The organism is Alloyangia mangrovi, from assembly GCF_002300555.2.
Taxonomy (GTDB): Bacteria; Pseudomonadota; Alphaproteobacteria; order Rhodobacterales; family Rhodobacteraceae; genus Salipiger; species Salipiger mangrovi.
The window spans coordinates 108,137-126,148 of record NZ_NTHN02000004.1 but is presented as its reverse complement, the minus strand read 5'-3'; the positions used below and the strand labels follow the sequence as shown (position 1 = coordinate 126,148).

The window sequence follows — 18,012 nt, the reverse complement described above, 5'->3', positions numbered from 1 at the left end:
CGATCCTATCTGCCAAGTCTGTCACCCGGGTCTGCCGCCCGGGGATCAGCGCTTGAGATTGACGGTTTCGTTCAGCATCTCGTCGGCGGTCGTGATGATCTTCGCGTTCGACGAATAGGCACGCTGCCGCTGGATGAGGCTGGTGAGTTCCTGCGCGATGTCGACGTTCGAACCCTCGATCCCGCCCGAGGTGATCGAGCCGGTCTCGCCCGTGCCCGGCGCACCGAGGTAGAAATCGCCCGACTCGCCCGACACCTGGAAGGTCGAGTTGTTCGAGGTCGCGAGCCCGTTCGCGTTGGCGAAGGTTGCCAGCGGCACCGAGTAGAGCGGCTTGCGGGTGCCGTTGTCGAAGACGCCCCAGACATCGCCGGACTCGTCGAACTCGACGCTGGTCAGCACGCCGCTCTCGCTGCCGTCCGCATCAACGTTCATCGGCGTGTAATCCCCCGCGAACTGGGTCAGCCCATCGAAGGCGCCGGGCGCGCCGAGCGACATGGTCAGCGTCTGCGGCGTGGTGCCATTGTTGATCGTCAGGCTCATCTCGCCGGTTGCCGCATCGAAGGCAAAGCCGGCGGGCGCCGTCGCGAGGGAGGTCGCATTGGTGTAGCTCGCCGGGGAGCCTGCGTCGGTGCCGCTGTTGTTGAAGGTGATCGTGACGCTGCCGTAATCGCCGTCCGGGCCGGAGATGGTGACATCCCAAGTGTCGTCGGTGGCGGTCGGCTGGAAGGAGAGCGTCAGCCGCTCCGCCTCGCCGAGATCGTTGTAGAACTCCACCGAGGTGGTGAAGGCGCTCCCCGGCGTGGCGAGGCCGGTCTCCTGCGAGGGCAGCGTGCCGCGGATCCCGACGGTGCTGGTGGCCGAGCCGTTGATCGACTGGCTGGCGACGTTGATCGGCTCGAGATCGGCAAAGCTCGAGCGGTCCACCGCACCCAGCTCGCCGTTGGTGTCATAGGCAAAGCCCATCAGGTAGAGCCCGGCGCCATTCACCAGGTTGCCGTTCTCGTCCGGTGCGAAACTACCGTCGCGGGTGAACATGTTGCCGGTGGTGTAACCGGCATCGATGTTCGAGTTGACCACGAAGAAGCCGTTGCCGTTGATCGTCAGGTTGGACGCGACCGACGTTTCCTGGAAGGTGCCCTCGGTGGTGTTCGAGTGGGTGATCGTCGTCGCAACGCCCGCCGAGGTGCTGCCTGTGGCCGCGGTCGAGCCCGAGGTGATCATCTGCGCAAAGCTGCGGCGGTAGCCCGCCGTATCCGCGTTCGCGATATTGTTCGAAATGCGTTCAACCGCATTGGAGTTTGCCGTGAGGCCGCTAACCCCGGCCGCCATCGCGCTGGAAATGCTCATGTCCGTCTCGCCCTGTTGGTCGCAGTTGAACCATTACTCACTGGTCACATAGGCAAACCAGGTTTCACCATGGTTAAAACTGCCTTTACTTGTGTGAATTCCAGCGCGGTTGCGCTGAATCTTGCCTGATCTTGCGAAGCGCTTCGATCAATTGAGGTTCCCCGTTTCCGGCAGGCTGTCGAGCGTCTGCTGCGCCTTGTCGATCCGCGCCCGCGCGGTCTCTTCGCGCAGGGGCAGCAGCGCCGGCGCCTCCTCGGTCAACCCGCGCGCGATCTCGGCCCAGCCCGGCAGTTCGGTCAGGCTCGGGAAGGCCCCGGCCAGCTCGGTTGCCCGGCCAATGTCGCCGCTGCGGTGCGCGGCGAGCAGGTAGCGGATCGCGTCCGGGAGCGGCAGCTCGCTGCCCTCGCGCGCATGCAGCGCCTCGTAGGCAGCGGCGGCGGAGGCCCATTCGCCGCGCTCGAAGCGCGCAAGCGCCCGGAGGCGCAGGATCTGCGTGGTCTCGCCCCGGTCGTCCGTGTCGGCCAGCAGCTCGGCGCTCTGGCCGGTTTCATCGAAGTAGCGGGCCGAAACCAGATCGAAGCGCCGCTTCAGATCGGGATCCGTCAGGGTGATCGGCTGCAGGAGCAGCGTGCCCAGGGCCTCGAACTGGCCGCCCGCCAGCAGGGTCTCGGCTTCCTTCACCTTGAGGCGCGCCAATTGCCCCTGTTCCGCGGTGGTGATGCCCAGATCCTGCGCCGCCGTGAGGTAGTCGTGAGTGGTGGCATATTCCTCGGCGGCAACCTTGGTTGCACCGGCCTTCCGGAAGGTGTCGGCAAACAGCTCCGAAGCCAGCGCGAAACTCTGCGTGAAGCGGAAGTAGCGCGAGATGCGCGCGTGGTCCGCCATGAAGTCCCCCAAGGGGATCACCCCCTCCGAGCCCTTGCGGTAGAGGTCCTCGATGAGCGCCCGCGCCTTCTGGTGCGCGGCAGTCGCCTGCGGCGTGCCAGCGCGGCGCGACACGAGCAGCCCGTAGGTCTCGATCGCCTCGACCTTGCGCCCGGCGATCACCCGCAGCGAGGCCAGCTCGTCGAGCACCTCACCCGAGGAGGCATCGCCCCGCCACATCTCGGACTCAAGCTCGAGCAACTGGATCGCCTCGCCGGTCGAGAGGGCATCCCGCTTGAGCCCCAGCGAGACCAGCGCTCGCCGCGCGCGGTGCGCCCAGACATCCCGGCCCGAACTCACATGCGCGTAGCTGTCGAAGGCGGCCAGCGGCTTGTCGACCATCTCGGCCACGGTGCCGAGCAGGTAGTAATAGGCCGCCCCGCCCTTCAGTTCGGGATACTCATCGAAGGAGGCAGCGAGGTCGCGCGCGATGCGCCATTGCCCGGTCTGTATGGCGCATTCGAGGACCCCCGGCAGCACCCGCGCCTGCACCGGCGTCGGGAAGCGGGCAAGACGCGCGACGGCGCGCTCCAGCAGCGGCCCCGCTTCGGCGCAGCTCCCGTCCCGGATATGCGAGAGGGCAAGGAAGAGCGGCTGATCCGGCCAGCCTTCGTGCGCCGGGCCGAGCAGCGCTGCCGCGCGGTCGGTCAACGGGCGGCGACGTTCGTCGATCAGCCCGAGGGCCAGCTCGAACGCCCGCGCCCGCAGCTCGTGCGCCAGAGGCACCCCTTCGCCGCGCACCGCACCCAGCACCGAAAGTCCCTCGGGGGCCATGGCATGGGCAAAGAAGAACTCGGCGAGATCTGTGAGGGCCCGTGCCTGGTCGGGCTGGCGGTCCCCTGCCGCAATCACCGCATCCATGAGATGTGCGCGCTCTTCGACAAAAGGCTGCGCGGCGCGGGTGCCAAGATAGAGCGCAGGCGGGTCGATCACCCGAGGCTCGGCCAGCACCGCCGGGGTGACTTGGGCGATCTGCGCGGGGCCTGCACGCTCGGCAAGCGCCGGGCAGCCGCACAAGAGCAGCGCCATCACCGCCGCCTGCCGTCCCACCCATGCACAAGAATAGACCACCGATCACGCCCGCTTCATCATCATTATGCTTGCGTTATCTTAGCAAAACACGCATCATCATCAAGAAAAGAATGATCGAGCAAATATTGATAGGCCATTTGCATGGATAATTCGATTTACGTCGCCCTCTCCCGGCTGACCGCTCTCGAGCGCCAGATGGACGTGACCTCGAACAACATCGCCAATGCCAATTCGACCGGCTTCAAGGCCGAGCGCGTGCTGTTCGAGACCTACCTGCAGAAGGATGACGCGGCGCTGGCCGGCGATGGGACCAACTACGTGCTCGACCGAGGCTCCTACGTCGACAACAGCTCGGGCGCGATCATGCCCACCGGCAATGCGCTCGACCTCGCGCTGAGCGGCAACGGCTGGTTCGCCTATCAGACCGCGCAGGGGCAGACCGCTTTTGGCCGCGACGGTGCCTTCGTGCTTGATGCCGAGGGCCGGGTGATCACCGCCAGCGGCGCGCAGGTGCTGGATGCTGGCGGCGCGCCGATGGTGCTGCCCCCGGCGCAGGCCTCGACGGTCAGCATCTCCAACGACGGGGTGATCTCGGATGCCGAGGGCGCGGTGCTGGGCCAGTTCGGCGTCTTCACCCTGCCCGACCGGCAGAGCCTAGGGCGCTCGGGCGGCGGCATGTTCGTGCCTCAGGACGGCAATGGCGCGCTGCTCCCGGATGAGAGCGGCACGCAGATCATTCAGGGTGCCGTCGAGATGAGCAACGTGCAGGCGGTGACCGAAGTCACCCGGCTGATCGAGATCCAGCAGGCCTATCAGCAGTCGCTGAACCTGGTGCAATCGGATGACGAGCTGAAAAAGGACATGCTGAGCCGGATCCGGAACAGCTGAGGAGGGGACGACCATGAAGGCACTCGGAATCGCCGCAACCGGCATGATGGCGCAGCAGACCAACGTCGACGTCATCTCCAACAACATCGCCAACGCCAACACCACGGGCTTCAAGGCCTCGCGCGCCAGCTTCACCGACCTCATCTACGAGAACATCACCCGCGAGGGCGCGGTGACCGCCGAGGAGGGCAACACCCGCCCCACCGGCCTCGACATCGGTCTTGGCGTGCGCACTGCGGGCACCGTGCGGCTCAACACCCAGGGTGGGCTGGCGCAGACCGAGAACCAGCTCGACATGGCGATCGACGGGCGCGGCTATTTCACCGTGAACATGCCCGACGGCAGCCAGGCCTACACCCGCGACGGCTCGTTCCGCCTGTCGGCGGAGGGGCAGATCGTCAACGAGCAGGGCTACGAGGTCGACCCCGGGATCGTGCTGCCCGACGACACGGTTTCGATCTCGATCAGCGAAACCGGCATCGTCAGCGCTTACGTCGGCAATGACACCACACCGGTCGAGGTCGGCCAGCTCACCCTGACCACCTTTGTCAACGACGCCGGCATGCGCCCGCTGGGCAACAACATGCTGCAGGCGACGGTCGCCTCGGGCGATCCGATCCCGGCCACCCCCGGCGACGAGGGCGTGGGCATCCTGCGCCAGGGTTACCTCGAGAGCTCGAACGTCGACATCATCCGGCAGATCACCGACCTCATCCAGGCGCAGCGCGCCTACGAGATGAACTCGAAGGCGATCGAGACCGCCGACCAGATGATGTCCGCCGCGAACCAGATTCGCTGAGCCCATGCGCCGCCTTGCCGCCCTCCTCGCCGTGTTGATGCTGGCGCCGCTTGCCGCGCGCGCCGAGACGCCGGACGTGCTCATCGAAGAGCAGGCCCGGATGAGCTGGGCCGAGGCGCTGCCGGCCGAGGCGAACCTGCGCGTGCGCTTCAAGGGCGCGATGATCGACGAGGCCGAGACCATCTCGGCCTTCTGGATGGATCGCGACAGCGGCCAGTTCCTTGCCAATGCGGTGACCGAGGACGGGGTGACCCACCGGCTGCAGGGCTTCATCATCGCCACCCGCAGCCTGCCCGTCCCCACCCGCCGGCTGATGCCCGGCGACGTGATCGGCGTACAGGACATCAAGACCGTCGAGATGCCGCTGAGCCGGGTCGGCGCCTTCACCGTGATCGACGAGGAAAAGCTCGCCGGTATGCAGGTGCGCCGGATGCTGGCGCAGGGCCGGCCTGTGATGAGACAGTCGGTGATGCAGCCGCTGGTCGTCGGCCGCGGTGACAAGGTGAACATTCTCTACGACGATGGCCGTCTGGTGGTGACCGCCCCGGGCCGCGCGCTCACTGATGCGCACCGCGGGCAGGAGATCCGCATCGTCAATCTCGTCAGCAATACCCCGCTCGTCGCCGTCGCGCGCGAGGCAGGGCTCGTGGAGGTGATCCGATGACCCCGCTCCGTCATGGCCTGATGGCCGCCTCTGCCCTTGCCCTGCTGGCGGGATGCAGCACCCCCGCCTTCGACCGCGAGCCCGAGGTGAGCCGCGTCGGCCTCGATCCCGAGACGCTGGCCGAGGCGCGCAGCGTGAACATTCCCATGCCGCCGCCCAAGCCCGACCGCGTTCCCTATCGCGCCGAGGGCGCCTCGCTTTGGGAGCGCGGCTCGTCGGGCTTCTTCGGCGACCAGCGCGCAACGCAGATCGGCGACATCCTGACCATCCTCGTCGAGATCGACGACACTGCTTCGCTGAGCAATGAATCCGATCGCAGCCGTACCGGCAGCTCGACCCTGGGGTTCCCCAGCTTCTTCGGCTATGGCACCCAGATCGACAAGATCCTGCCCGGCGTCGGCCCCGAGGATCTGCCGTCGGGAGACAACATCGTAGACATCACCTCGCAGACCGGCGCCTCCGGATCCGGCTCGATCGACCGCGAAGAGACCATCTCGCTGCGCATGGCGGCGCTGGTGGTGCAAGAGCTGCCGAATGGCAACTTCGTCGTCGCCGGCCGGCAGGAGGTCAAGGTCAACGAAGAGCTGCGCGAGCTGCGGGTCACCGGCATCATCCGGCCCCAGGACATCGACCGCAGCAACGCCATTCCCTATGACAAGATCGCCGAAGCCCGCATTTCCTATGGTGGTCGCGGATCGGTCAGCCGGCAGCAGATGCGCGGCTACGGCGAAGACGTGATGGACGTGATTTTGCCTTATTGAGCTAAATCACGCCCTGATTTGAAGAAACTCTCGCCCAAATCGTAGGTCATTACGGACCCTGACAGAGAAACTGCGGGATTCGTTATGAAGAAATCATACATCGCCCTGGCCGCCCTGCCACTCGTCTTCGGAGCGATTGGCTACGGTGCCGGCCACATGATGGGACCCGCCGTAACCGCGCCGGTCGAAACCAAGGCGGAAGCCGTCGAACCGGCGGAAGCCAAGCAGATCCTCGACGATCTGGCGACGAACGGGCCGAAGCACGTCGCCACGCCCGAGGACGACAGCGAGATCGCGCAGCCGCTGCCGCTCGAGCACGCACGCAACGCGGTCCGCGACGAGACCGAGATCTCTCACAAGCCCGCCGACACCTCCGGGGTCCTGACCGAAGACCGGCTGGACGATTCCAGCATCGTGTCGCTCGGCAAGATCTCGGTACCGGTCTACCGCGCCGCCAGCATCACCTACGTGGTCTCGGAAGTCGGCGTCGCAATGCGCGACGTGCCCACGGCGGTCAACTTCAACATCGCCGAGAACGCCTCGCGCCTGCGCGACGCCATCCTGACCTCGATGCACCGCGCTGCCGATGGCAACACCATGAAGGGTGTGAACATCGACACCGGCGTGCTGTCGCGCGAGCTGTCCGCCGACCTGAAAAAAGACTTCGGAGACGATGTCTCCGAAGTCCTGTTCCTGTCGCTGGTGAAGGCCGACGTGCCGCGCAGCTGAGCTGCTCAGATAATTTCCTCGATGAGGCCTGCAAGCACGGTTTCGCCGTTCTCCAGATGGAGCGTGGCGAGGCCGTTTTCGTAGGTCATGCTGTCGACCTTGAGCGGCGCATAGGTCTGCGAGGCGATCGCATTGCCCTCCGCATCCACCGCCTCGAGCGTCATCTTGTAGTTGCCGGCCGGCAGCGGCAGCCCCTCGTAGTCGAGCCCATCCCAGACCACCGTGTGGCGCGACCCGGCGCTGGTGTCGAGCCCGGTGTAGCTGCGCAGCACGGTTCCGTCCTCGGAGGTCACCGTCAACGTCGCCGTCGCGGCTTCGGCGGCCAGCACATAGGACATCTCGGCGGAGCCGCCGTCTTCGGCCAAGGCCACCGCATCCGTCGCGGTCACCACCGACCGCCCGATCAGCGACAGTCCGGTGATCGCTCCCATCGAGGCGAGCTGGTCGGAGATGCCCTCGAGGTTGGAGTTGGTCGCAACCGACTGCTCCACCTGGCTCAGCTGCGCGAGCTGCGAGATGAAGGTGGTGCTGTCCATCGGCTCCAGCGGGTTCTGGTTCTGGATCTGCGCCGTGAGCAGCGTGATGAAGCTCTCGTAGTCCTCCGAGAGCTGGCTCATCGAGTTGCTCGCCGAGCTTGTGGTGGTGCTGGTGCTGGTCGTGCCGAACGGATCAATGGCCATGGTAATGGGTCCCCGTCAAATGCTGATGTCCACGCTGCCCTCGGGCAGCAGGCGTGAGTGCGATGCCGCGCCGTCGAGGCTGGATGCCTCGGCGCTGGCGGTGCCGTAAGTCATGTAGCCGCCCGTGCGACCGCCATCCTGGTCCTGCCCACCGTTCTGCGAGCCGTTCTGCGCCCCCATGTCGGAGAAGCTGAGCGACCCATCGTCGACCGCGTGCCCGGCGTCGCGCAGCAGCGCCAGAAGCCCGTCTCGGTCGGAGCGCAGTGAGGCCAGCACCGCCGCCTGATCGGCGCGTACGACGACCTGCAGCTTGCCCGCCTCGTCCGGGGTCAGCGAGATCTCGACCTTGCCCAGCCCCTCGGGCTTGAGCTCGACGTTGATCTCGCCCTCGGCGCCGGCGCTGGCGCGGATCTGGCCGAGAACGTCCTGCCCCTGCACCGCCAGCTGCGGCGATCCGGCTGCTATCTGCGCGGCGGCAAAGCCACTGGCGGCAACCGGCGTCGCAGAGACCGGCGCGAGCGGCATGGCCTGCAATTGGGAGACGGAGCCCTCAGTCGGCAGGGTCCCGGCCTGGGCGGCCGGCGTGTCTGCCGCCAGCGAGAGCGCCGCGGCGCGCTGCCCGTCAGGGGCCTTGCCATCGGTTTGCGCAACGAGAGCGCGCGCCGCCTCCGGCCCCTCTTCAGCGATCTCCTGTAGGTCCGCCGCGAGGTCCATGGCCGCCTCGGTCTGCCCCGCTCCTTCCACGTCTTCCCCCGCGGCCTCGCCGCGTAGGGGAAACGACAGAAGTTGCCCCATCCCGGAGACAACCGGAACGAAGGGCTGCACGATCTCTTCGGCGAGGTCGATCGCCTGTCCGAGCAGCTCCGCCAGCGCGGCACCCTCGCCCTCGATCTCGTCGGCTCCGCCCAGCAGCGCCTGCAGCTCGGCCAGTCCTTCGGAAAGGTCGCGCCAGGATATTTCGCCCGCCGCCCCCTCGGCTCCGAGGCTGACGGAGAGATCGGCAATCAGCGCCTCGGCCCGCTCCAGCAGCGCTGGATCGGCGGCAAGCGCGGCGCCGAGCTGCGAAATCAGCGGGCCGACGATGGCGGCGATCTCCTCCTCGGACAGGTCGGGATCGGCCAGCGCCGCCTCGGCGTCGGCGAGCATTTCGCCGAGCTCGCCGGGTGCTGCGCCCGCGCCTTCGTCAGGGGGCTCATTGCCCCCCCCCCAGAAGAGCGAGAAGGCCGGCGAAGGATGTCTCCCCTTCCGCCGGCTTTTCCGCTGTGGCGCCATTCGTGGCCCCCGCGCCGCCAAACGCGGTGAGAATATTGATCATGTCAGCACTGCTCGCGAGAAGCCCTTGTCTATGAGATTGCGCCGCAGGCGAAGCATGGCGCGCTTTTCCACCTGTCGCAGGCGGTCCTGCGACACCCCGAGGTCCCGGGCGATGCTGCCGAAGGGCTCGGGATCAGCCTGCAGGCGCCTGCGCCGGATCACCGCGGCTTCTTCCGGGGTCATCGGTTCCAGCGCCTCCGCCAGCAGACGGGTCAGCATGGCGCGCTCGCTCTCCTGCGTGACCAGCTCTTCCGGCCCCGGCTCGCCGGAGACGAGAATGTCCCGCGGGCGCCCCTCCTCGTCGTCGTCACCGCCGTCGAGCGCGATGACCCCATGGGTGGCCATGCGGATACGGGCGCGTTCCTCGTCCGAGAGCTTGCCCGTCTGGGCATCGAGATAGGTGCGCGCAGGGATATCGATCACCGCCTTGATCCGCGCCAGCGCGCTGGAAATTCCGTTCATCACCCACCAGGCCGCATAGGTCGAGAAGCGCACCTCCTGCTGGCGATCGAAGCAATCGGCGGCCTTGATCAGCCCAAGGATACCCTCGGCCGCCAGATCTTCGAGGTGCACCGGGTTGTCGGTGAACCGCGCGGCCTGGGACCACGCCTGCCGCGCGTGCGAGCGCAGCAGCAACTCAAGGGCCTTGCGGTCCCCGCTGTCCTGCCAGTTGCAGATGGCGGTGCGTTCCTGCTCTACGTCAAGAAACGGCTCGCGCATGGCTGCCTGGTACGTCATGGACATCATGAAGAAACGCCCAACTCATTCTTACCTGCAAGAATAAGTAAGCACAGTTCTGCAACCTTCGGAAGAATATAATGATTTACTGAAGGTTAAACCGTGCGGCCAGGGTGCTTTTCAGCGGCACATCCTCACGCTCGGGGGCCCCCATGACGGCGCGGAGCATGATCTCGGTCCGGGCGGCCCATTCGCTCAGCCGTAGCGGCGCATCCGCGACGCTCAGCAGGTCTTCGGGCACGAGCAGCGGGTCGGGCGACGAGAAGCCGGGATCGAGATCCGCAAGATAGACCGCAAGCTGCCGCTGCCAGAGGAAGTCGGAGCGCATGAACAGCATGGGATCGGGCAGCAGCGGGCGGCGCTCGGCCAGCCAGTGACGCGACAGGCACCGGCCCAAGCCGCGGCAGAAACCCTGCGGATCGACGTCATGCCCCTCCAGCCCCAGCGCCGCGGCACGGCGCATGGCGGCATGGGCCATGATGTAGAGCGCGTCCGTCTCATGCTCCATGGGGACACCGCCAAGGCTCTGGGCCAGAAGCAGCGCCTCGCCCACCGTCTCGCCCAGGAGCTGCGAGAAGGAGGCGTCGTTTTCCGGCAGCATCACCACCATCGTGCCATAGGGCAGATCGAGCGGCAGCTCTTCGACCAGCACGTCGCCCAGCGGCAAGGCAGGCGCAAGCTCCAGCTCGTCAGCCATGACCAGCGGACGCGCGCAGTCTCCCTTGGCCCTCAGGATCGTCACCTGGACCGGCAGGATCGAGGTCAGCGCCGCACGAAACCGCAAGCCGAACCCCATGTCGGGGAGCGCCACGCCGTCCCGCCAGATCAACCTAAGTACATCCCCGCCACGCATCTGTTTACCCATGCCCCAAGTGAGTCTTTCCCCAAGGACCACAGTAAGTTTTGAGCGGATACCCGCAAACCCACCAAATGTTAATCAGCCTGCTAGATATAGGGGGGTTGAACTTCCTGAACTCTATATACAGAGAGGCGAGTCGTCCTTCGAAAGCCTTGTGTTTGCTCAGATTTTTAGGACTTGAGCAGCCCGGAGAGGAGCACAAGACCCCAATCCCCACCCTCTGACTTTTCTTTACACAACTTAAATTAGGTGTGGATATGCAGGAGGGTGCTGCAAACAGGACACTACATGTGGTGAATTATCCGGTCAGATCCCCGAACGCCGTTACGTCGTTCAGGGCTGCGCGTCCTGGGGATATTGCAATGTGACGCTGATGCGGCGGTTTTCGGGGGCTGTCGGGTGCTCCGGGTCCAGCGGAACGGTGTCCGCAAGGCCAGAAATCCGCGTGATCCTCGCCGGGTTGACCCCGGTGTCGACCAGCACGCGCCGGGTGGCATTGGCGCGGTCGGCCGAAAGCTCCCAGTTGGAATAGGTCCCGGCCCGGGCGTAGGGCACCGAATCCGTGTGACCGGAAATCGAGATCTCGTTCGGCAGATCGACGACGGCCTCGGCGACGATGCGGAGCAGATCGCGGGTCCGCTCCTCGATCCGGGCACTGCCGGTCGCGAACATCGAGGCGCTGTTCTTATCGACGATCTGGATCTCGAGCCCGTCGGCGGTGCGTTCGAACAGCAGGTTGTCGATCATCGCCTCGAGCTTGGGATCCTCGGTAACGCGGTCGGTGATCGACTCCTCGAGCCGGGTCTGCGTCTCCTGCCACTCCTGCTCGGCGCGCTCGAGCTGTTCCGCCTCGGCCTCGGACTCGGCGGCGGCCTGCGCCGCGGCGATGCCGTCGGCAACGCCGTTCTCGCCCGTGTTGATGGTCTGGCTGTCCTGCGTGCCGTCGGGACGCGTGTCGAACTCGACCACGACCCGCGAGTCCGGATCGCGCAGACGGCTGTCGAAGACGGCGAGCGGGTTCTCCTGGCCGAAGCTTGGCAGCTGCACAGGGCTTTGCGGGCCGTCGGTGCCGCTCATCACGCCATCCTGGCCGAGCACCATGCCGTCGAGCAGGCCATCCCCGCGGCCGCCGGACTCGGAGAGCGAGGGGGTGAAATAGTCGGCGAGACCGCGCAGCTTCTCCTCGTCAGAAGCGGCAAGGATCCAGAGCAGCAGGAAGAAGGCCATCATCGCGGTCATGAAGTCGGCATAGGCGACTTTCCAAGCTCCGCCGTGATGCCCGTGACCGCCGGTCTCCTCGATCTTCTTGATGATGACCGCCTGCTCGTTCCTGCCCGCCATGCTCTGCCTTTACTCTTGTCCCGCCATCACCGTGCGGTCGTATTTTCCGAGGCCCGCTTCCTTGGCATGGGCCGCTTTCTTGCGCGAGTAGCTCGGGGCCACCAGCGGGAAGTCCTCGGGCAGGCTGAAGGCCGCGCGGTACTGCGCCTCGGTCATCCCGTGCTCGGCGCCGAGGTGACGCTTGAGCATCTTGAAACCGCGGCCGCAGCACAGGCAGTAGACCTTTTCCTCGGTCACCGCCTGGGTCACCGGCAGCGCGGGCCGCAGCCCCCCGGCGCCCTGCCCGGCGGTGCCCGCCGGCTCGGCCATCGCTGCCGAGGCAGGCATATCCTGAACTTCCCCGGTCAAGCGTCTGTAAAGATTCACGATCTCATCCGGGGTCACGTCCGGTCTGGACGCGTAGGCCGCCACGATCCGGGCCACCATATCCTGCGATTCGTCATGTCCACTCATAATCTCATCCTGCCGATCGTCGTTCTGCTTTCGCATCGCCGGGACCAAACGCACTTCTGTCCGTTCTTGCTTGTCCTTGAACAAGCGCGCCCGTCGACGGGGATTGCACTTTTACTCTACATAGATTCTTGCCGCTTGGGCAATTTAACCTTCCCACTCCATGTTTCGAGCGGCTTCCCGCCGGTCGAGGTAGGATTGCGAAACCAGCGGCGCATCTTTCGGCAGACGCCACTTCCTGCGGTATTCCTCGGGCGTCATCCTCAGAACCTCGCGCAGATGCCTGCGCAACAGGGGCTTTTGCATACCGGTTTCCCGGCATGTCAGCATCGAGTACGAGTCCTTCGGCCGTGACGTCGCACTTGCCCGGCTCCACCCCAGAATCCGCAAAAGAAACTCTCGCAACTCTTTACCCATTCCCTTGTCTCTTCTTAGTGTTCTTACTCTCTCCTGGTAGGGCAAATAGGATTCAAAGGTTAATCCATGTTGAACATTGCCAATTTACGTCAAGTCGTTGAAAAAAAACCTGACGAAACCTTGGCCGATCAGAGAGATATGACAAATCGCGCCTCATTTGCCGTGGTTGTAGAGCGCGATACGGCGCAACGCGCGGCCTGGTCGCAGCTGCTGGAGCGCAGCGGGCTGCGCCGTGTGCTGCGCCGTGCCCGGCCAGCCGAGGCCCGGGACCTGATGACCCCGGGCGCGCCGCTGACCGCGATGCTCGTGGGGCTGACCGCTCATCTGGCCCGGGATGACGACATGCTCGGCCTGATCGCCGAGGCAAGGAGGCTTGTCCCCGATGCGGTGATCCTCGCCGTCGACCACGGCAACCGCCCGCGCGGCGCTGCCGAGATCTTCGCCGCCGGCGCCGATGACGCGCTGCGGGCCGACCATGATCCCTCGGAGTTGCGGGCCCGACTTTCCGTACGCCTGCAGGGCGCCTCGCTTGCCGGGCAACGCGCGGCGCGATTGGTGCAACTCGGGCTGACACCGCTGGAAGAGCGCATCCTTGGCTGCCTGAACGCGCGGCGCGGCCAGATCGTCAGCCGCCCCGCGCTCGCCGCAGAGGTCGCCGGCGCCGAATGGAGCTACGGTGACCGGCGTTTCGACGTGCATATCGGAAGGATCCGGAAGAAACTGGAGGAGGCCTATGGCCCTGCCCTGCAGGTCCGCACGATCCGGGCTCAGGGCTATGTGCTCGAAGGCGACGCCCCGCTCTAGTTGTCGAAGGCCATCTCGAGCACGGTGGTCTCGAAGCTCGCGGGCAGTTCCACCGCGCGCATCATCGTTCCGGTCATCAGCCCCGCGCCGGTGAGCACCGCCAGCGCCACGCGCAGCGGCGAGAACGCCCGGCGGACGCGGCGCCGCTTGGTCGCCGCCTCGGGCAGTGCCTCCGCCGGGGCCGCCGGAGCGGCGGGCTGCGTCACCGAACCAGGGGCAACAAAGACGCCATGTTCGGTCACCGTCACCTCGGCCACGCGAGGCGATGCGGCGAACCGTTGGCGCAGCGCGGCGGGAAAGCGCCGCTCAGGGATATCGATGACCAGAGGCGCTCCGGCTACCCAGCCCTGCACCGCCTTGCGCGGCAGCACGAAGCGCGAGAAATCGTCCCGAAAGCCGACCTCCTCGACCAGCACCGCGCGGGTCTGGATGGTGACCAACTCGGGGCTCAGAGTCACGCGCACGCCGCGGTGGCCAAGGCTGACCTCTGCCTCCACGAACTGACACTCGCTGTCCGATACCGCCTCTGCGGGCAGGTAGCCCTCGGGCATCTCGCGCTTGGACTTGCGGCGCGGCGCGGGCTTCGGCGCCAGTTCGGCAAGGTGCAGCCGGGGACGCCAGCGGAAAGGCTCGGGCGCACGCAGCGCCGCGCTGACCGTCTTGGCCACGGCGTCGACAGCCGGCGCGGGGGTCGGCGCGGGGCGAGCCTTGCGCTCCTGCTCGAAGCGGTAATTGATCAGGTAGTCCTCGGCCATCTCCGGAAGGTCATCCTCGCCAGCCACCAGCTTCAGAAGCTTCTGCTCGTCCGAGAAGAGCACCCGCCGGGTCGGGTAGCCCTCGACCGGCGGCACCACGGCGAACCCGCCCTTGCTGCAGTCCAGCACAGCCGCGACCTTGCGCAGCACCGCCCGACCCTCGTCGACGTGATGCAGCACCATCTCGCAGGTGCCCTCGTCGTCGAGGCAGAGCGCGAGCCCGGTCTCATCCGGCCACTCGGCGAAGACCGTCAGAAGCTCACCGGCCTCGAAAAAAATATGCGAGTTTTTCGGCGTTCATGATCAGCAGCCCCGAACAGTTCTTCAACTTTGGAATCTATTCTTGTTTATACTTGAAAGAAAGTCAAATTTACATATGCTCACCATGACCGCCGGCGCATCCCGGCAACAAGAGCCAAGCAGAGATTTCCCCATGACGATGATCCTCGGTCTCGCCCTTGTCTTCGGCCTGGTCTTCGGAGGCTTCATCCTCTCCGGCGGCAAGATGGACATCGTGCTGCACGCCCTGCCCTTCGAAGGCATGATGATCGGTGGCGCCTCGATCGGGGCCTTCGTCATCGCCAACAGCTTCACGGTCATCAAGAGCGCCGGCAAGGGCGTGCTCAAGGTGATCCGGGGGCCGCGCTGGAAATCCAAGGACTATGCCGACCTGCTCAACCTGATGTTCGAGCTGTCGCGGATCTACAAGTCCCGCGGCATCCTCGCGCTCGACAGCCACATCGAGTCGCCCAAGGAAAGCGACATCTTCGCGCGTTACCCGCGCATTGCGGCCGACCACTTCGCCATCGACCTGATCCGCGACAGCTTCCGCATGCTGTCGATGCAGTTCGACGACAAGTACCAGACCGAGGACGTGATCAACCGCAAGATCAAGAAGCACCACCACGAGGCCATGGCATCGGCCCATGCGATCCAGACCATGGCCGACGGGCTGCCCGCCATCGGTATCGTCGCGGCGGTGCTGGGGGTGATCAAGACCATGTCCTCGATCGACCAGCCCCCCCGAGATCCTCGGTGGGATGATCGGCGGCGCGCTGGTCGGCACCTTCCTCGGCGTATTCCTCGCCTATTGCATGGTGCAGCCAATCTCCGGGCGTCTGAGCCAGATCGAAGAAGAGGACGCCGCCTTCTACCACATCATCCGCGACATCTTCGTCGCCATGGTGTCCGACCACCCGCCGAGCATCTGCGTCGAGATCGGCCGCGGCAATATCCCCACGCGGATGCAGCCCGACTTCTACGAGGTCGAGGCCGCGCAGAAGGAATTGCCCGCGGCATGAGCCTTTTGCGCACGATCCCCCTCCTGCTCTTCGCCGGCATGGCCTCGGCAGAGAGCGTGCCCACGCCGAAGGAGGATCTGGCGACGCTCGGCTATATCTCTGCCGCCCGCCCGGGCAAGTTCCACGAAATGCCGCCCTCGGGGAACGGCTTTCCCGCGACCATTCTCGCCCGGATGCGCGTGGCCCTCGGCGGCGAGCGGCCCATGCCCTCGGCGCATGCGCCCGCGGAGCCCGACAAGCCCAGCCCCCCCGGCCAATGGCCACTGAAGCCACCCGCCGCCGCCTGCGCGCGCTGCAGGTGATGGAACGCCTCAAGTCGCTCGAGACCGAGAGGCAGGCGGCCGAGACCGGCGCGATCCGCGCCCGGATGGACAAGCTCGAAGGCGACAAGTCGGCGCTGCTGGAGCGGCTCTCCGGCGAGTCGCGGATCGACGGGCTCGAGGGCGCCCCCTACCTTGGCCGCTTCATCCGTTCGATCCGCGCCGAGGTCGACCGCATCTCCAATGACGCCGCCAAGCTGGCGCCCGAGCTTGCCCGATCCGAGGAAAAGCTCCGCGCCGCGCTGGCCGAGCAGAAGACCTACGAGATCCTCCGCCTCAAACGCCTCGCCGAAGAGCGCGAAGCAAGCGCCAAACGCGAGGCCGAAGCGCAGGACGAACTGTCGCTGCTGCGCTGGAACCGCACCACCTGAAGCACCGCCCATGCCCGCCGCGTTTGCGCGCATGCCGGGCAGGCGCGCCACACTCGCTGGTCCTGTTCGCGCAACGGTAGATCGAGAATTGCTTTTGTCGCGTAGCTGTGGAAGGCTTTCTGCAGGGTTTCCCGGCATCGTTTCTCGCCGTGAAATCAGCATTTTCGAGACTGCGTTTGAGTGTGTGCCGTTCCGGGGCCGCGCAAGGGATCCACAAGGGATCGCGGCGTGGCGCTTTACCCGGGACCGTGATTTCCCAAGGAACAGCCACCTCCGATACGAGGATTTTGCCATGCCGGTCCGCCTTTTCTTCCGTCCGACGCTGCTTGCCGCCCTGCTGACCTCTGCCAGCCTGCCCCTTGCCGCCAATGCGCAGGACAGCGGGCCGCAGCTCAGTTTCGGGCTGACCACCTTCGCGGATGTCCCGACCAGCGGGGACACCGATGACGACGCGCTCTACAACTGGCGGGTCGACATCAAGCTGAACTACGCGGAAATCTGGTCCGGAGGCTCGATCACTGGTCATTTCGAATACAACGACGGCGATGGCTACGTCGGCCTCGGCGAGGGCGGGCTGGTCTGGCCGACCAACACCTTCGCGACCCTGCCCTCGGTCACCTCGGACAATGACACCACTCTGTCGTTGAGCCTCACGCAGCAGTTCAACAACACCACCAGCGTGAGCTTCGGCAAGTTCAACGTGATTGATCTCGCCGAGGCAACGCCGCTGGTCGGCGGTCAGGGCCAGGGCGGCTTCCAATACCTGGGGATCGGCGCACCCGGCAACTTCGTGCTGCCGCCCTATATCTTCGGCGGCATGCTGACGGTGAGCTATGCGCCAATGATCTACACGCTGATGATCTACGACGCCAACAATGCGCAGGGCGAGGACTTCTGGGACGACCTCTTCGACGAAGGCGTGGTCTACAACGGCACCGCCACCTACACGACCCAGATCAACGGCATGCCCGGCTTCTACAGCTTCAACATCGCCCATTCGACCAAGAAGGGTACCGACTACGAGTCACTGCTGCTCGACCCGAGCGACGACGCGTTCATGAGCACCAAGGACGGGGTGAACTACACCGGGGTCAGCTTCCAGCAATACCTCTGGAGCGATCCGCAGAACCCGATGGTCGGCTGGGGCGTCTTCGGCCAGATCGGCTACGGCGACGGCAACCCCAACCCGCTCGACGAGATGTTCCTGCTCGGCATCGGTGGCAACTCGCCGCTCTACGGGCGCCAAAGCGATCGCTGGGGCCTCGCCTGGAGCAAGTACAACTGGTCCGACAAGCTGGGCGAGGCGCTCGGGGCCTACGGGGTGAAACTGCAGGACGAGTCGGCGGTCGAGGCCTTCTACGAGGCGGCACTCACCGAGAACTGGCGCCTCGGCGGCAATGTCATGTGGGTTAAGCCGAGCTTCGAGAGCTACGACGACTACACTCAGGTCGGCTTCCGCATCCGCGCGACCTTCTGACCCTCAGGGCCTGTCCCCGCGGGGACAGGCTTTTTCCACAC

General features: G+C 65.8%; 19 protein-coding genes and 1 pseudogene. 10 read left to right on the top strand and 10 right to left on the bottom strand.

Annotated features, from left to right (window positions below; all coding sequences use genetic code 11):
- Positions 1-45 precede the first annotated feature (45 nt).
- Together CLG85_RS03750 and CLG85_RS03745 are read right to left on the bottom strand one after the other, a co-directional pair.
- Complete coding sequence (locus CLG85_RS03750) at positions 46-1,347, bottom strand: flagellar hook protein FlgE (protein ID WP_095884244.1); 1,302 nt, start codon at positions 1,345-1,347, stop codon at positions 46-48.
- A 147-nt stretch (positions 1,348-1,494) separates the two neighbouring features.
- On the bottom strand, positions 1,495-3,300 hold the full coding sequence (locus CLG85_RS03745; RefSeq protein WP_260348452.1) for a hypothetical protein: 1,806 nt from the start codon (positions 3,298-3,300) through the stop codon (positions 1,495-1,497).
- Positions 3,301-3,444: 144 nt separating this feature from the next.
- Between CLG85_RS03745 and flgF the strand changes: the two genes are divergently transcribed.
- From flgF to CLG85_RS03720, 5 genes are all read left to right on the top strand, one after another.
- A complete protein-coding gene (gene flgF / locus CLG85_RS03740; RefSeq protein WP_095881803.1) occupies positions 3,445-4,191 on the top strand; it encodes a flagellar basal-body rod protein FlgF in 747 nt (248 codons plus the stop codon).
- Positions 4,192-4,204: 13 nt separating this feature from the next.
- Positions 4,205-4,990, top strand: coding sequence for a flagellar basal-body rod protein FlgG (gene flgG / locus CLG85_RS03735; RefSeq protein WP_095881802.1), 786 nt, complete (start codon positions 4,205-4,207; stop codon positions 4,988-4,990).
- Positions 4,991-4,994: 4 nt separating this feature from the next.
- Positions 4,995-5,654, top strand: a complete 660-nt coding sequence (flgA, locus tag CLG85_RS03730) for a flagellar basal body P-ring formation chaperone FlgA (protein WP_095881801.1) — start codon at positions 4,995-4,997, stop codon at positions 5,652-5,654.
- Positions 5,651-6,415 carry a flagellar basal body L-ring protein FlgH gene (gene flgH, locus CLG85_RS03725; protein WP_095881800.1) on the top strand — a complete coding sequence of 255 codons (765 nt, stop codon included), beginning with the start codon at positions 5,651-5,653 and terminating at the stop codon, positions 6,413-6,415. The genes flgA and flgH overlap by 4 nt, the downstream gene beginning before the upstream one ends.
- An 84-nt stretch (positions 6,416-6,499) precedes the next feature.
- On the top strand, positions 6,500-7,144 hold the full coding sequence (locus CLG85_RS03720) for a hypothetical protein (RefSeq protein WP_095881799.1): 645 nt from the start codon (positions 6,500-6,502) through the stop codon (positions 7,142-7,144).
- Positions 7,145-7,149: 5 nt separating this feature from the next.
- Here the strand turns inward: CLG85_RS03720 and CLG85_RS03715 are convergent, their stop codons facing one another.
- From CLG85_RS03715 to CLG85_RS03685, 7 genes are all read right to left on the bottom strand, one after another.
- Entirely contained in the window at positions 7,150-7,824 is a 675-nt protein-coding gene (locus CLG85_RS03715) for a flagellar hook assembly protein FlgD (protein ID WP_095881798.1), read from the bottom strand.
- Between the two features lie 15 nt (positions 7,825-7,839).
- Positions 7,840-8,970: a flagellar hook-length control protein FliK gene (gene fliK, locus CLG85_RS03710; RefSeq protein ID WP_260348451.1), complete on the bottom strand. Its 1,131-nt coding sequence runs from the start codon at positions 8,968-8,970 to the stop codon at positions 7,840-7,842.
- 165 nt (positions 8,971-9,135) lie between these two features.
- The gene (locus CLG85_RS03705) at positions 9,136-9,885 is read right to left on the bottom strand and encodes a sigma-70 family RNA polymerase sigma factor (RefSeq protein WP_095881796.1); all 750 of its coding nucleotides are present in this window, start codon (positions 9,883-9,885) and stop codon (positions 9,136-9,138) included.
- A gap of 76 nt (positions 9,886-9,961) precedes the next feature.
- A complete protein-coding gene (locus CLG85_RS03700; protein ID WP_224848913.1) occupies positions 9,962-10,741 on the bottom strand; it encodes a hypothetical protein in 780 nt (259 codons plus the stop codon).
- Positions 10,742-11,068: 327 nt separating this feature from the next.
- Positions 11,069-12,076 carry a flagellar motor protein MotB gene (locus CLG85_RS03695; RefSeq protein WP_095881794.1) on the bottom strand — a complete coding sequence of 336 codons (1,008 nt, stop codon included), beginning with the start codon at positions 12,074-12,076 and terminating at the stop codon, positions 11,069-11,071.
- A 9-nt stretch (positions 12,077-12,085) separates the two neighbouring features.
- Positions 12,086-12,502, bottom strand: a complete 417-nt coding sequence (locus CLG85_RS03690) for a Ros/MucR family transcriptional regulator (RefSeq protein ID WP_260348471.1) — start codon at positions 12,500-12,502, stop codon at positions 12,086-12,088.
- A 171-nt stretch (positions 12,503-12,673) separates the two neighbouring features.
- Positions 12,674-12,943, bottom strand: coding sequence for a MucR family transcriptional regulator (locus tag CLG85_RS03685; protein WP_260348449.1), 270 nt, complete (start codon positions 12,941-12,943; stop codon positions 12,674-12,676).
- Between the two features lie 138 nt (positions 12,944-13,081).
- On the opposite strand from CLG85_RS03685, the gene CLG85_RS03680 reads away from it, so the two are divergent.
- Complete coding sequence (locus CLG85_RS03680; RefSeq protein ID WP_260348447.1) at positions 13,082-13,747, top strand: response regulator transcription factor; 666 nt, start codon at positions 13,082-13,084, stop codon at positions 13,745-13,747.
- On the opposite strand, the gene CLG85_RS03675 is transcribed toward CLG85_RS03680, so the two are convergent.
- Positions 13,744-14,685: a hypothetical protein gene (locus CLG85_RS03675; protein ID WP_260348445.1), complete on the bottom strand. Its 942-nt coding sequence runs from the start codon at positions 14,683-14,685 to the stop codon at positions 13,744-13,746. The two genes, CLG85_RS03680 and CLG85_RS03675, sit on opposite strands and share 4 nt — an antisense overlap.
- A 250-nt stretch (positions 14,686-14,935) precedes the next feature.
- Here CLG85_RS03675 and motA point away from each other — a divergent pair.
- From motA to CLG85_RS03655, 4 genes and pseudogenes are all read left to right on the top strand, one after another.
- Positions 14,936-15,803, top strand: a pseudogene (gene motA, locus CLG85_RS03670) (flagellar motor stator protein MotA).
- On the top strand, positions 15,800-16,105 hold the full coding sequence (locus tag CLG85_RS03665; RefSeq protein ID WP_260348443.1) for a hypothetical protein: 306 nt from the start codon (positions 15,800-15,802) through the stop codon (positions 16,103-16,105). The pseudogene motA and the gene CLG85_RS03665 overlap by 4 nt, the downstream one beginning before the upstream one ends.
- On the top strand, positions 16,060-16,494 hold the full coding sequence (locus tag CLG85_RS03660) for a flagellar export protein FliJ (protein WP_224848906.1): 435 nt from the start codon (positions 16,060-16,062) through the stop codon (positions 16,492-16,494). The genes CLG85_RS03665 and CLG85_RS03660 overlap by 46 nt, the downstream gene beginning before the upstream one ends.
- A gap of 292 nt (positions 16,495-16,786) precedes the next feature.
- Complete coding sequence (locus tag CLG85_RS03655; protein WP_176476617.1) at positions 16,787-17,971, top strand: carbohydrate porin; 1,185 nt, start codon at positions 16,787-16,789, stop codon at positions 17,969-17,971.
- Positions 17,972-18,012 lie beyond the last annotated feature (41 nt).